This window comes from Streptomyces olivaceoviridis (genome assembly GCF_014650115.1).
GTDB classification, from domain to species: domain Bacteria; phylum Actinomycetota; class Actinomycetes; order Streptomycetales; family Streptomycetaceae; genus Streptomyces; species Streptomyces olivaceoviridis.
Genome location: NZ_BMUI01000001.1, coordinates 92,689 through 105,487, shown reverse-complemented (window position 1 = coordinate 105,487; position 12,799 = coordinate 92,689). Strand labels below are relative to the sequence as shown.

The 12,799-nt window shown below is 74.2% G+C and carries 12 protein-coding genes; 4 read left to right on the top strand and 8 right to left on the bottom strand.

Annotated elements, in window-relative coordinates:
• The first annotated feature begins 3 nt into the window (after positions 1–3).
• Positions 4–612, top strand: a complete 609-nt coding sequence (locus IE273_RS44605) for a hypothetical protein (RefSeq protein WP_189813124.1) — start codon at positions 4–6, stop codon at positions 610–612.
• A 9-nt stretch (positions 613–621) separates the two neighbouring features.
• On the top strand, positions 622–873 hold the full coding sequence (locus IE273_RS00515) for a DUF397 domain-containing protein (protein WP_308437019.1): 252 nt from the start codon (positions 622–624) through the stop codon (positions 871–873).
• Here IE273_RS00515 and IE273_RS00510 read toward each other — a convergent pair.
• Entirely contained in the window at positions 857–2,026 is a 1,170-nt protein-coding gene (locus IE273_RS00510; protein WP_189813122.1) for a steroid 3-ketoacyl-CoA thiolase, read from the bottom strand. The genes IE273_RS00515 and IE273_RS00510 overlap by 17 nt on opposite strands.
• 230 nt (positions 2,027–2,256) lie before the next feature.
• Here IE273_RS00510 and IE273_RS00505 point away from each other — a divergent pair, with 230 nt between their 5' ends.
• Positions 2,257–3,492: a cytochrome P450 gene (locus tag IE273_RS00505; protein WP_189813121.1), complete on the top strand. Its 1,236-nt coding sequence runs from the start codon at positions 2,257–2,259 to the stop codon at positions 3,490–3,492.
• A 33-nt stretch (positions 3,493–3,525) separates the two neighbouring features.
• Here the strand turns inward: IE273_RS00505 and IE273_RS00500 are convergent, their stop codons facing one another.
• Positions 3,526–4,215, bottom strand: a complete 690-nt coding sequence (locus IE273_RS00500; protein ID WP_189813120.1) for a YoaK family protein — start codon at positions 4,213–4,215, stop codon at positions 3,526–3,528.
• 118 nt (positions 4,216–4,333) lie between these two features.
• Here IE273_RS00500 and IE273_RS00495 point away from each other — a divergent pair, with 118 nt between their 5' ends.
• Positions 4,334–5,587 carry an alpha/beta hydrolase family protein gene (locus IE273_RS00495; protein WP_229887024.1) on the top strand — a complete coding sequence of 418 codons (1,254 nt, stop codon included), beginning with the start codon at positions 4,334–4,336 and terminating at the stop codon, positions 5,585–5,587.
• 38 nt (positions 5,588–5,625) lie between these two features.
• On the opposite strand, the gene IE273_RS00490 is transcribed toward IE273_RS00495, so the two are convergent.
• The 6 genes from IE273_RS00490 to IE273_RS00465 all read right to left on the bottom strand — a co-directional run bounded on the left by IE273_RS00490 (position 5,626) and on the right by IE273_RS00465 (position 12,127).
• On the bottom strand, positions 5,626–6,039 hold the full coding sequence (locus IE273_RS00490; RefSeq protein WP_189813119.1) for an aggregation-promoting factor C-terminal-like domain-containing protein: 414 nt from the start codon (positions 6,037–6,039) through the stop codon (positions 5,626–5,628).
• 333 nt (positions 6,040–6,372) lie between these two features.
• A complete protein-coding gene (locus IE273_RS00485; protein ID WP_189813118.1) occupies positions 6,373–7,209 on the bottom strand; it encodes an ECF transporter S component in 837 nt (278 codons plus the stop codon).
• Positions 7,206–9,122 (bottom strand): ABC transporter ATP-binding protein, encoded by a 1,917-nt coding sequence (locus IE273_RS00480; protein WP_189813117.1) that lies wholly within the window; start codon positions 9,120–9,122, stop codon positions 7,206–7,208. Before IE273_RS00480 ends, IE273_RS00485 begins: the two co-directional genes overlap by 4 nt.
• A complete protein-coding gene (locus IE273_RS00475) occupies positions 9,119–10,294 on the bottom strand; it encodes an energy-coupling factor transporter transmembrane component T (RefSeq protein ID WP_229887023.1) in 1,176 nt (391 codons plus the stop codon). The genes IE273_RS00480 and IE273_RS00475 overlap by 4 nt, the downstream gene beginning before the upstream one ends.
• Positions 10,281–10,928, bottom strand: coding sequence for an SCO2322 family protein (locus IE273_RS00470; protein WP_189813116.1), 648 nt, complete (start codon positions 10,926–10,928; stop codon positions 10,281–10,283). Before IE273_RS00470 ends, IE273_RS00475 begins: the two co-directional genes overlap by 14 nt.
• On the bottom strand, positions 10,925–12,127 hold the full coding sequence (locus IE273_RS00465) for an SCO2321 family membrane protein (RefSeq protein WP_189813115.1): 1,203 nt from the start codon (positions 12,125–12,127) through the stop codon (positions 10,925–10,927). Before IE273_RS00465 ends, IE273_RS00470 begins: the two co-directional genes overlap by 4 nt.
• Positions 12,128–12,799: the final 672 nt, after the last annotated feature.

Sequence of the window (12,799 nt, the reverse complement as noted above, 5' to 3'; positions counted from 1 at the left end):
GCTGTGGCGGCCGGATCGGCCGCCGCGCAAGCGGCGATAAACCGGGGCGCCACCCCGCAGCAGGCCAAGGCACAGGGTGTAGCGGCCGCACAGGCCAAGGCGCAAAGCCTCGGTCTGCCGGCGTCGGTGGTGAATCAAGTCGTCAACCAGACGACCAACAACGTGAGTAACATCACCAATAACACCAACACGAACACGAACATCAACGGGTCGTTCAATTCGGGCACTCCGAACGCTCCGAACACTCCGAACGCTCCGAACGCTCCGGGTACGGGGAACGCGCCGGGTACGGGGAACGCGCCGGGCACGCAGAATGCTCCGAACACGCCTGGCACGCAGAACGCGCCGGGCGCGCAGAATGCGCCGGGCGCGCAGAATGCGCCGGGCACGCAGAATGCGCCGGGCACGCAGAATGCTCCGAACGCTCCGGGCACGCAGAACGCGCCGGGTACGCAGAACGCTCCGGGTACGGGGAACGCTCCGGGCGCGCAGACCACGCCGAACAACGAGGGCACCCAGACCACGCCGAACAACGAGGGCACCCAGACCACGCCGAACAACGAGGGCACCCAGACCACGCCCGAAGGGAGCGTGCAGACGCCCGCCGTGTGAACAGCCTGAGTGCGTCTCGGCACCTGGAGCCCCCGCCTGGCGGCGGGGGCTCCTCCGTTCAGCGAAGTCAACTTGCGGCGTGATTGCAGCAGGTGGCGGAGCCACAGCGGAGCCCAGGGCGGCTCGTGCGTCGAGGTCGCCGAACTGGCGGAAGCCACCGTTGCCGTCCGCGACAGCAAGAACCCGGCGGGACCGATCCTCATCCTCGACCCCGCCGCCTTCTCCGCCTTCGTGAGCAGGGCGGCTACAGGCGCTGAATGATCGTCCCGGTCGCCAGCCCGCCGCCCGCGCACATGGTGATGAGCGCGAACTCCTTGTCCGTGCGTTCCAGTTCGTGCAGGGCCGTCGTGATCAGGCGGGCGCCCGTCGCGCCGACCGGGTGGCCCAGGGCTATCGCGCCGCCGTTGACGTTGACCTTCTCCAGGTTCTGTTCGAAGACCTGGGTCCAGCTCAGTACGACGGAGGCGAAGGCCTCGTTGATCTCGACGAGGTCGATGTCCTTCAGGGACATGCCCGCCTTGCCCAGCACCGCGCGCGTCGCGTCGATCGGGCCGTCCAGGTGGAAGTGCGGGTCGGCGCCCACGAGGGCCTGGGCGACGATCCTCGCCCTCGGCTTCAGCTTCAGGGCGCGAGCCATCCGTTTGGACGCCCACATGATCGCCGCCGCGCCGTCGGAGATCTGGGAGGAGTTGCCGGCCGTGTGCACGGCCTTCGGCATCACCGGCTTCAGGCCCGACAGCGCCTCCGGGGAGGTGTCGCGCAGGCCCTCGTCCTTGTCGACCAGGCGCCACATGCCCTGTCCGGCGTACTGCTCCTCCTCCGTCGTGGGCACCTGCACGGCGAAGGTCTCCCGCTTGAAGCGTTCCTCCGCCCAGGCCAGGGCCGCCCGCTCCTGGGAGAGGAGGCCGAGCGCGTCGACGTTCTCGCGGGTCAGGCCCCGGTGGCGGGCGATGCGCTCGGCCGCCTCGAACTGGTTGGGGAGGTCGACGTTCCACTCGTCGGGGAACGGCTTGCCGGGGCCGTGCTTGGAGCCGGAGCCGAGCGGGACCCGGGACATCGCCTCGACGCCGCAGCTGATCCCGACGTCGATCACGCCCGCCGCGACCATGTTGGCCACCATGTGCGAGGCCTGCTGCGAGGACCCGCACTGGCAGTCGACCGTCGTGGCCGCCGTCTCGTACGGCAGTCCCATGGTCAGCCAGGCCGTGCGCGCGGGGTTCATGGACTGCTCGCCGGCGTGGGTCACCGTGCCGCCGACGATCTGCTCGATGGCGTCGGCGGGGATGCCGGTGCGGCCGAGGAGTTCACGGTAGGTCTCGCCCAGGAGGTAGGCGGGGTGCAGGTTGGCGAGCGCGCCGCCGCGCTTGCCGATCGGGGTGCGGACGGCTTCGACGATCACGGGTTCGGCGGCCATGGGTGCGGGTCCTCTCCGAGAGGGCTCTCCTCCAGAACTAGTACGCGTTCTAGTTCTGTTCAGCAGTCTGCTGACGTGACGACCGTCACCGCAAGGGTCTTGCAGGTGTCGAGGGTGGGATCCGTACGACTTCCGCGCCGATTGAGGGCGCCGTACCCCTTGCGACTTGTAGAACCCGTTACTACCTTCGCGGCACTCGCTGATGGACCGTCAGATGGCTGGAGTCGCCGATGCCCTGTCCAGCGCTGCCCGACGGGTTCGACCTCACCGACCCCGATCTGCTGCACCACCGTGTGCCCCTGCCGGAGTTCGCCGAGCTGCGCCGCACCGAGCCGGTCCGCTGGATCCCGCAGCAGCGCGGCATCGCGGGCTTCGCCGACACCGGCTACTGGGCCGTGACCCGGCACGCCGACGTCAAGTACGTCTCCACACACCCGGAACTCTTCTCCTCCTCCCTCAACACCGCGATCATCCGCTTCAACGAGCACATCCGGCGCGAGGCGATCGACGCGCAGCGGCTGATCCTGCTCAACATGGATCCACCGGAACATACGCGGGTGCGCCAGATAGTGCAGCGCGGGTTCACGCCACGCTCCATCCGCGCGCTGGAGGACCGGCTGCGGGCCCGCGCCGAGGCGATCGTCGCCGCCGCCCGCGCCCGCTCCGGGCCCTTCGACTTCGTCACCGAGGTCGCCTGCGAACTGCCGCTCCAGGCCATCGCCGAGCTGATCGGGATCCCGCAGGACGACCGGTCCAGGATCTTCGACTGGTCCAACAAGATGATCGCCTACGACGACCCCGAGTACGCGATCACCGAGGAGGTCGGCACGCAGTCGGCCGCCGAGATCATCGCCTACGCCATGAACATGGCCGCCGAGCGCAAGCGGTGCCCGGCCCACGACATCGTGACCACCCTGGTGGCGGCGGAGGACGAAGGCAACCTGAACTCCGACGAGTTCGGCTTCTTCGTGCTGATGCTGGCGGTGGCCGGCAACGAGACCACCCGCAACGCCATCACCCACGGCATGCACGCCTTCCTCACCCACCCCGGGCAGTGGGACCTCTTCCGGCGCGAGCGCCCGTCCACCACGGCCGAGGAGATCGTCCGCTGGGCCACCCCGGTCAACTCCTTCCAGCGGACGGCGACCCAGGACACGGAACTGGGCGGCGTACTGATCAGGAAGGGCGACCGGGTCGGTCTGTTCTACGCCTCGGCCAACCACGACCCCGAGGTCTTCACCGACCCCGACACCTTCGACATCACCCGTGACCCCAACCCCCACCTGGGCTTCGGCGGAGGCGGTCCCCACTACTGCCTCGGCAAGTCCCTCGCCGTCCTGGAGATCGACCTCATCTTCAACGCCGTCGCCGACGCCATGCCCGGCCTGCGCCTGGCCGACAGCCCCCGCCGACTGCGCTCGGCCTGGATCAACGGCGTCAAGGAACTCCGGGTCAGCGCCGGGTGACGGGACCGGCCGCCGGATCGCCGTCCGCGGCCGTCATTCCCGGCCCGAGGCCGCCATCGCCAGGGCACCCGACGCCAGTGCCGCCAGCAGCAGGGGGACGCCCAGGCCGTGGTGGAGCACCAGCCAGGCGCCCAGGCAGGCACCGCCGGCCATCGCGAACACCGAGGCCGCGCGGCGCAGGGTGCGGTGCTGCGTGGCGTCACCGAGGCGGGACTCGGAGGCCAGGCCGGTCAGGGTCATCGTCACGACGGTGGTGGTGATCAGGTCGGGCACGCGGAACGTGCGGACCGTCGCGGTGCGCAGGCCCATCGCGAAGGCCGTGAGGGCGATCAGGGCGTCCCGGGTTCCGGTGGTGCCCGGCCGGGCGAAGGCCACGGCCGCCGCCACCCCGACCAGCACCGCCTCCACCGCCAGGGCCAGCCGGGCCGAGCGGCGGCGGGAGCCGCGGCCGTATCGGCCCGCCACCCGGCCGCCGGTCACCGCGCCCAGCAGGAAGCAGACCAGGGACATGACCGCGTGGCGCACGGAGAAGCCCGGGACCCCGGCCGCGGCGAAGCCTAGGATGACCACGCTGCCGGTCACGTTGGCCGTGAAGACCCGGCCCAGGCCCAGGAAGCTGACGGCGTCGATCAGGCCGCTGACCACGGTCAGCGCCAGCAGTACGGCCACCAGCCGCAGTCCGCGCGTCTCCGGGTCCCGTACCGGCGGCGTCGGCGTCGTCATCGTTCCTCCGAGGGGACGGGAGGTGGAAAGAAGTCCACCCGGCGCGCGAAAGAAGTCCACCCGAGTACGGGGGGCTCTCGGATGTCCGGGCGCAGCGTGCGTCCGTAGCGTTCGGGACATGACTCAGGACACGCGCAACACGGTGGAAAAGCAGCCCGGTCGGCCCATCCGCAAGGGCCCCGCGGTCACCCTGGGTGCCCTGGCGCTCGTCGGGGTCGCCGGGGTGGTGCCGGGGGTCCCCGGCGCCGACGGACAGCGCTCCGGTGGGCGCGGGGAGGTCGTGTCCGTCGTACCGGTCGCCGCGCACAGCCGTACGGAGGTCGCCCGGGCCCTGCGCGCGCAGCACATCGGTGCCGCCCCGGTGCGCCACGGCGTCCTCGCCTACCGGGTGACGTACCGCACGGTGGACCCGCAGGGCCGGCCGACCACCGCCACCGGTCTGCTCACCGTCCCGTCCGGCGGCGGGCACCGCCTCGGGCTCGTCTCCGACACGCACGGCACCATGGCCAACCGGTCCTACGCGCCCTCCGTGGCCGAGGCCGCGCGCACGCAGTCGTACCTCTTCGCCGCCACGGGGCGTGCGGTGGCCGCGCCCGACTACCTGGGCCTGGGGGAGGGGCCCGGCCGGCACCCCTACATGGACACCCGGTCCGCGGTGACCGCCTCGGTGGACATGCTGCACGCGAGCCGGACGGCGGCCGGGCTGCTGGGGCGCTCACTGACCGGGGACCTGTACGTCACCGGCTTCTCCCAGGGCGGGCAGGTGGCGATGGCGCTGGCCCGGGCGGTGCAGGGCGGGGACGCGGCCGGGTTCCGGCTGAAGGCCGTCGCGCCGGTGGCGGGGCCGTACGACCTCCAGGGCACCGAGGAGCCGGCGCTGACCGACGGCCGGGTCAACGACGTGAGCGGGGTGTTCTACCTCTCCTACTTCCTCGTGGCCCAGAACCGCCTGCACCCCATCTACAAGGACCCCGCCGAGGTCTTCCGGCAGCCGTACGCCGGGCGGGTCGAGCGGCTCTTCGACGGGCGGCACAAGGACGAGGACATCGTGCGCCGGCTCGCCCCGACGGTACGGCAGTTGCTCACCGACCGCTTCTACCGGCAGCTCCGCGAGCCCACCGGCGGGCTGCTCGCGGCCCTGCGCGCCAACGGCCACGCCTGCGACTGGAAGCCCGAGGTGCCGGTACGGCTGTACGCGGGCAACCGCGACACCGACGTGCCCATCGGCAACGCCCGGACATGCGCGCGCACCCTCGCCCAGCGGGGGGCGAGGGTGCGGGTGCTGGAGGTGGGACCGGTCGACCACTTCGGGTCGGACCGGGCCGCGCTGGCCGGCATCGCGCGCTGGTTCAGCGGGGGCACGGCTCGGTGAGGGGCGGCCGGACGGCCGGTGGCCCGGTGCCGGGTGGCTCAGTACCAGCCGTTGGCCTGCCAGAAGTTCCAGGCCTTGGCCGGGCTGCCGTAGCGGGAGTTCATGTAGTCCAGGCCCCACTTGATCTGGGTGGCCGGGTTGGTCTTCCAGTCGGCGCCGGCGGAGGACATCTTGGAGGCCGGCAGGGCCTGGACGAGGCCGTAGGCGCCGGACGAGCTGTTGGTGGCGGCGGGGTTCCAGCCGCTCTCGTGCTCGACGATCTTGCTGAACGCGTTGAACTGCGCGGCGTCCGGAATCATCTGGTGCGCGATCGCCTGGGCGGAGGAGGCCGACGTGGTGGCGGCCTGGGCGGGCGCCGCGGTCAGAGCCATGCCGGCGGTGGCGGCGGCCAGGGCGGCGGTGGTGAGGGCCTTCTTCGGGGAAGCGATGCGACGGATGAAGGAGACGGACACGGAGAACCTCTTGCGTCGGGGACGGGGGATCACCCGCATGGGAAGGACCACGTGGTGTGGCCTCATGCGGCGGCGCCGCGGCCCGGGTGGGCTCGTGGCGCCTGGTGACGTCGTCCAGAGAAGCAGGCCCGGAACCCGTCCGCAATGACCCCTTTTACTAGTTGTGGCCGGATCGGCGGCACACGTCACCTCTGTGATCTGGGTCGCAAAGTGCAGGTCGGAAGGGGTGCACGAGTGGGCGTATCGGGCAAATGGGGCTACGGCCCCGGGTCGTAGGTGACGTGCGTCATGTGGGGTGCTTCACCGGACCGCTCACGTCCCGGAAACGAACCCTCACCCAGCGGGACCGTCGAATGTGACCGCGGTCTCGAAAGCGGCCCGTCGCGTGGCCCGGCGCAGCGCCCGCAGCACCGCCGGACCGAGGACGACGGTCAGCGCCACCGTGCACAGCGCCCGGCCCAGGTCCCAGCCGAGCGAGGTGGCCAGGCAGTAGGCGACGAAGTGGGCCAGGTTCTCGGCGACCGGGGCACCGCCGTGGAAGGAGATGTTCGAGGCCGCCGCGTCCAGGAAGGGCCAGCCGGCCAGGTTCATGCACGTGCCGTAGGCGAAGGCGGCGAGGAAACCGTAGCCGGCGAGCAGCAGCAGCTCACCGCGACCGCGCAGCCGGACCGGTCCGGGCAGCAGGCCCGCGCCCATGGTGAACCAGCCCATCGCCAGCATCTGGAACGGCAGCCACGGCCCGACCCCGCCCGTGAGCAGCGCGGACGCGAACATCGTCACCGAGCCCAGCGCGAAGCCGAAGCCCGGACCGAGCACCCGCCCGCTGAGCACCATCAGGAAGAACATGGGCTCCAGCCCGGCCGTACCCGCGCCGATCGGCCGCAGCGCCGCGCCCGTCGCGGCCAGCACGCCCAGCATGGCCACGGCCTTCGGGCCGAGGTCCGACTCCGAGATCGTCGCCGCGACCACCGCCACCAGCAGCACCAGCAGACCGGAGAAGAGCCAGGGGGCGTCCTGGGCGTGCGCGTTGAGCTGGGAGGCGGGCGGGGCGAGGAACGGCCAGCCGAAGGCGACCACACCGACCGCGCTGGTCAGCGCCAGTGCGGCGAGCGAGCGGGGGCCGAGGCGGACGGCGCGCGTCCGGGCGCCGGTGCGTATGTCGTGGCTCACCTCAGCGCCTCCCGCACCTGGGCCACCGTCAGCCACCGCTGCGGGGCCAGGATCTTGGTCACCTGCGGTGCGAAGGACGGGGAGGACACCACGATCTCGGCCGTCGGCCCGTCGGCGATCACCTCTCCCTCGGCGAGCAGCACCACCCGGTGGGCCAGTTCGGCGGCCAGCTCCACGTCATGCGTGGCCAGCACGATCGCGTGCCCCTCGGCCGCCAGCCCGCGCAGTACGGCGACCAGGCGGGCCTTGGCCGCGTAGTCCAGGCCGCGCGTCGGCTCGTCGAGGAGGAGCAGGGGCGGGCGGGCGGTCAGGACCACGGCCAGCGCGAGCGCCAGGCGCTGACCCTCCGACAGGTCCCGGGGGTGTGTGTCGTCCGCCACGCCTGGCAGCAGCTCGGACACCAGGGCGCGGCAGGTGCCGGGCGCGGCAGCCGCGTCCCGGTCGGCCGCCGCGCACTCGGCGGCGACGGTGTCCGCGTACAGCAGGTCGCGCGGTTCCTGGGGGACGAGACCGACCCGGCGCACGAGGTCCTGGGGCGGGGTGCGGAGCGGTACGGCGCCGTCGACGTCGACGGTGCCGGAAGCGGGCGCCACCAGGCCGACGAGGGAGCCGAGGAGGGTGGACTTGCCGGCGCCGTTGCGGCCCATGAGCGCGACGGTCTCGCCGGGGGCGACGGTCAGGTCGACGCGCCGGAGGGCTTGGACGTGGTCCCGGCGGACCGAGAGGGCGCGGATCTCCGCGAGGTGCCCGCGCGGGGGTTCCTGGGCGGGGGCGGGGCGCCGGCGGAAGAAGGAGCGGCGGACGGGGGTGCGGGGTGCCCGGTGCGGGGGCCGGCCGGGGGTGGGGGCGGCTTGCCCACGCGGGCGGGGTACCACCGCGCCCACCCGTACCGCCCCGGCGACACGACTGCCTGCGGGTACGGCGGCTACGGCGGCTGGGCCGCCTGGGGTTACGGCGGCGGGGTCGCCGGTGGCCGGGGTGGTGGCGGTGCCCGTGGCCGGGGTGGTGCCCTGATCGGCCGGGGCCGCGGCGGCCGGGTCGCCCGTGGTCACGGTGGCGGGGTCGCCGGTGGCGGGGGTGTGCGCAGGTGGCTTGGTGGCGGACAGGCGGGTGCGGAGGGCGGGGGCCTGGCGGCGGGCGTCGCGGACCGTCAGGGGGAGGGGGGACCAGCCGGCCAGGCGGCCCAGGGCCACCACCGGGGGGTAGACCGGGGACACGGCCATCACCTCGGCCGGGGGGCCGGTGACCGGGGCGGCGCCGGGGGCCGGGAGCAGCACGACCCGGTCGGCGTACTGGATGACCCGTTCCAGGCGGTGCTCGGCCATCAGGACCGTCGTCCCCAGATCGTGCACCAGCCGTTGCAGCACGGCCAGCACCTCCTCGGCGGCGGCCGGGTCCAGCGCGGAGGTCGGCTCGTCCAGGACCAGCACCTGGGGGTGCGGGGTGAGGACCGAGCCGATCGCGACCCGCTGCCGTTGTCCGCCGGACAGCGTGGCGATCGGCCGGCCGCGCAGTCCGGCGAGGCCCAGCAGGTCGAGGGTCTCCTCCACCCGGCGCCGCATCACCGCCGGGGCGAGCCCCAGGGACTCCATGCCGTAGGCGAGTTCGTCCTCCACGGTGTCCGTCACGAAGTGCGCGAGCGGGTCCTGGCCCACCGTGCCGACCACGTCGGCCAGTTGACGCGGCTGGTGGGTGCGGGTGTCCCGGCCGGCCACCGTCACGCGACCGCGCAGGGTGCCGCCGGTGAAGTGCGGGACCAGCCCGCTCACCGCGCCCAGCACGGTCGACTTGCCGACCCCGGACGGACCGGCGAGCAGCACCAGTTCACCCTCGGGGACCTCGAAGTCGACGCCGGCGACGGTGGGCCGGGCCGCCCCCTCGTACGTCACGCTGACATCCTCGAAGCGGATCACGACGGCTCCCTCGGGACGACGAAGGCGGGCAGCAGGGCGAGCAGGACGGCCACGGCGGGCCAGAGCGGAAGCGTGGGCGCGACGAGGGGCACGACCCCGGGGTGCAGCGCCCGTGGATCGCGGACGGAGGCGAGTGTGAGCAGCGCGGCCACCGCGGCGCCCGAGCCGGTGACCAGCCAGGCGCGCGGACCCCAGGGGTCCGGGCGGTACCGGGTGCGCGGGGAACGCCGGCCGCCCAGCCGCAGCCCGGTGAGCGCGGCGCCGACTCCGGCGAGCAGCACGGGAAGTCCGTACGACCCCCCTGCCGCCGTCAGCAGCCCGTACGTTCCCGCGCACACGCCGAGCAGGCCGCCGAGGGTGAGCGCGGCCGTCGTACGGCGGACCCGGGCGGGGACCTCGGCGGTACGGCCGTAGCCGCGGGCCTCCATCGCGGCGGCGAGCGCGACCGAGCGCTCCAACGCGCCCTCCAGGACCGGCAGTCCGACCTGGAGCAGGCCCCGTACGCCCCGGTCCGGACGGCCGCGCAGGCGGCGGGCGGCGCGCAGCCGCTGCACGTCGGCGATGAGATGGGGCGCGAAGGTGAGGGCGACGACCACGGCCACGCCCGTCTCGTACAGCGCGCCGGGCAGGGACTTGAGGAGGCGGGTGGGGCTGGCGAGGGCGTTCGCGGCGCCGACGCAGATGAGGAGGGTGGCGAGCTTCAGTCCGTCGTACGCGGCGAAGACGACCGCCTCGGCAGTGACCCGGCCGCCCAGCCGGATGCCCTGCGCCCAGTGCGGGAGCGGGACTTCGGGGAGCGTCAGGAGGGTGTGGGTGCCGGGGATGGGGGAGCCGAGCGCCACCGCGAACAGCACCCGGACGAGGAGGACGGCGAGGGCGAGTCTGGCGAAGGCGGTGTAGGAGCGGGCCCAGGGGGCGGGGGAGCGGTGGGTCGCCACGACGTAGGCGGAGGCGGATATGAGGAGGGCGAGGAGCAGGGGGTTGGTGGTACGCGTGGCGGCGACACCGAGGGACACCGCCCAGAGCCACCAGGCCCCGGGGTGCAGGGCGGCACGGTGCGAGCGCCCCGGGGAGAGGCGGGGCGCCGACCGCTCCGCGGTCACCGCCGCGTGGGCGCGGTCGGCCGCCGCACGCCCGGAACCGCACGACTGCTTCGGCTCACCCGGACTCATCGCGCCGCCGACGTGCCTGCCACACCGCCGCCCCCGCCAGGAGGACGACCACGCCCGTGCCGATCGGCAGCCCCAGCGAGGGCCCGCCGTCGGTCCCGCCGTCGGTCCCGCTCCCGCTCCGCTTCCCCGCGGCGGAGACCTGCTCCCCGCACCCTTCCTGCGGATACCCGGCGACGGCGCACAGCAGGGCGTTGGCGTCGTACCGGAGCGGCTTCGCCACGGCGGCCAGCGCGTCCGCGGTGGTCGCGTCGGACGGCACCCGCGCGCACGCCGTACGCCGCGCCGGCGGGGTCTCGCCGGACGGCGCGTCCGACCGCGTGCCGAAGTCGAGGACCAGGGCCACCCGCTTCGTGCCCGGCCCGGCCGGCGTACCGGCGCAGATCGTGTCGAAGTCCGCCGTACCGCGCGGCCGGCTGGCGTCCGCCGAGTCCGCGCTCACCGCGAACCGGAAGCCCTGGACCGCGCCGTCGTCGGGGCGGACGAAGGCCGGGCCCTGGGTGGCGTACGTCCAGTGGCCGCCGGTGCGCTCCCAGAAGGACCAGTAGCGGTAGCCGGTGGCACCGGCCGGCCCGGCGGAGCCGAGGAGCAGCAGCGCGGCGACGAGCGCCGGCAGGGTACGGCGGACGACGGTCACGGCTGCTGCTTCTTCCGGCCGCTGAGCAGGAAGCCGATGCCGATGCCGGCGACGAGGCCGACGCCGACGATCCACCAGACGCCCGTGCCGGAGTCGTCGTCGGACTTCTCCTCGTGCTCGGCGGCGGAGTCCATGTGCGGGGCGGGGCCGAGCGCGTTGAGGGAGCGGACCAGGCTGGTGCCGCCGAAGTCGCCCGGCTGCTGCCCGAGCGCGTGGGCGGCGAGGATCAGCTGGGCGTACGCGGCCGGGCCGTTCTGCGTCGCCCACGGGCCGGCGTTCTTCTCCAGCCAGGCGTAGGCCTTCTTGGCCGGCTCGGTCCGGCCGTCCGCGGCGAGCGCGACGACGGCGTCGGCGGTGTTGCCGAAGTCGGGCTGGTCCTCGGCGCCGGGCAGGGCGGACGTGAGGTGGCCGGTCTTGGCGACGGCCGCCGCCAGGTAGGCGCCGGCGTTGTCGGCGACCTGGATGCGGGTGCGCGCCTCGGCGCAGGTGTCCCGGGCCGGGGCCTTGCCGGCCCGCGCCACGAAGCCCTTGCCGAGGGCGCCCAGCAGGCCGGCCGCCGTGGCGTCCGCGTTGGGGAGCAGCTGGCCCTTCTTGTCCGCCTGGTAGGCGAGGGCGCCGCCGCCGTCCTGGTCGCAGGGGATGGACCAGGCGGGCAGGGCGTCGTAGGGGGACTTGCCGGACTTCCGGACGTCCGCCGGGTCGGTGCCGGCCGCGGTGAGCGCGCCGATGACGACGGAGGTGGAGTTGGTGTCGCTGGGGCCGCCGGGGTAGTAGCCCCAGCCCCCGTCCTCGTTCTGCGTGGACTTCAGCCAGTCCACGGCCTTGCCGACGGCGATGCCGTGCCCGTCGGCCGCGGTGAGGGCCTGGACGGCGGCGGCCGTGCTGTTGGTGTCGGCCTTGACCTTGGCGTCGCACGGCTCGGCGGGGGCGGCGCGGAAGGCGGCGAAGGAGCCGTTCGCGCACTGCTGGCCGGTGAGCCAGTCCACGGCCGCGGCGGCCGGCCGGTAACCGAGGGTCCGCTGGGCGAGGAGCGTCAGCGACTGCCGCCACACGCCGTCGTACGTCGGGTCTCCCTTGCCGTACAGCCCGGACGGGACCGTCGCCTTCGGCGACGGGGACGGTTCGGCGGCCGTGGCGGGCGCGGCGGCGGCCAGCACGCCTACGGCGGCGAGAGCCGCGGCGCTGCGGCGGACGTTCATGGTCGGCGACTGCCTCTCCTGCGGGGAGCCGGGCGGCGCACGGGTGACACCCCGGGCGGCTCGGCTCCGTAGACCTCGACGGTGCCGTGCGCGGCGGGCCGCCGACGCACGCGAGCCGGTCAACGTCCCGTCCGGGGCGGTCCGGCTCACCGCCTCGCTGGCGGCACACGGATGGGGGCGCCCCCGGCGCGAGCGCGGCCGGGAGCCGGGGGAGGGTCAGCGCCGGAATTGCACCGGCTTCCCCCCGTACGGGTGTGATGACGACCCGCGCCACTTTACCGGCCGCCCCGCGCGGGCCGAGGGGTGGCCGTGCGCACCCGGACGGGGTGACCGGGGTCACGGCCACCAGGGCCCCGGGGAGACGGGGTCACCGGGTGGCGGGATCGCGGCACGGGTCGGCCGGGCGGCCGGTCGCGGCGGGGTGGGCGCACTGGACGTGGCGGCCCGCTGCCGGCGGGGACCGGTCCGGTGCGGGAGCCGCCGCCGGTGGCCCGTTCCGTCGACGGCGGGGGCGAGTTGCCGGGCGGATGGGGGGCGGCGGTCAGGGTGCGGGGGGCGCGGGCGGCCGGGCGTGGGGTGACGGCGCCCGGTGCCGCGGCAGCGGTGACCGTGACGGGGCTGTTCGCGGGCGGCGGGCTCTGGTGACCCGGGCCGGCCCGTGAGCCGCGCCAG

Bases quoted from the DNA above. Each gene is read 5' to 3' on its own strand.
- IE273_RS00510 (WP_189813122.1), bottom strand. From the start codon at position 2,026: ATGGCCGCCGAACCCGTGATCGTCGAAGCCGTCCGCACCCCGATCGGC.
- IE273_RS00505 (WP_189813121.1), top strand. From the start codon at position 2,257: ATGCCCTGTCCAGCGCTGCCCGACGGGTTCGACCTCACCGACCCCGAT.
- IE273_RS00500 (WP_189813120.1), bottom strand. From the start codon at position 4,215: ATGACGACGCCGACGCCGCCGGTACGGGACCCGGAGACGCGCGGACTG.
- IE273_RS00495 (WP_229887024.1), top strand. From the start codon at position 4,334: ATGACTCAGGACACGCGCAACACGGTGGAAAAGCAGCCCGGTCGGCCC.
- IE273_RS00475 (WP_229887023.1), bottom strand. From the start codon at position 10,294: ATGAGTCCGGGTGAGCCGAAGCAGTCGTGCGGTTCCGGGCGTGCGGCG.
- IE273_RS00465 (WP_189813115.1), bottom strand. From the start codon at position 12,127: ATGAACGTCCGCCGCAGCGCCGCGGCTCTCGCCGCCGTAGGCGTGCTG.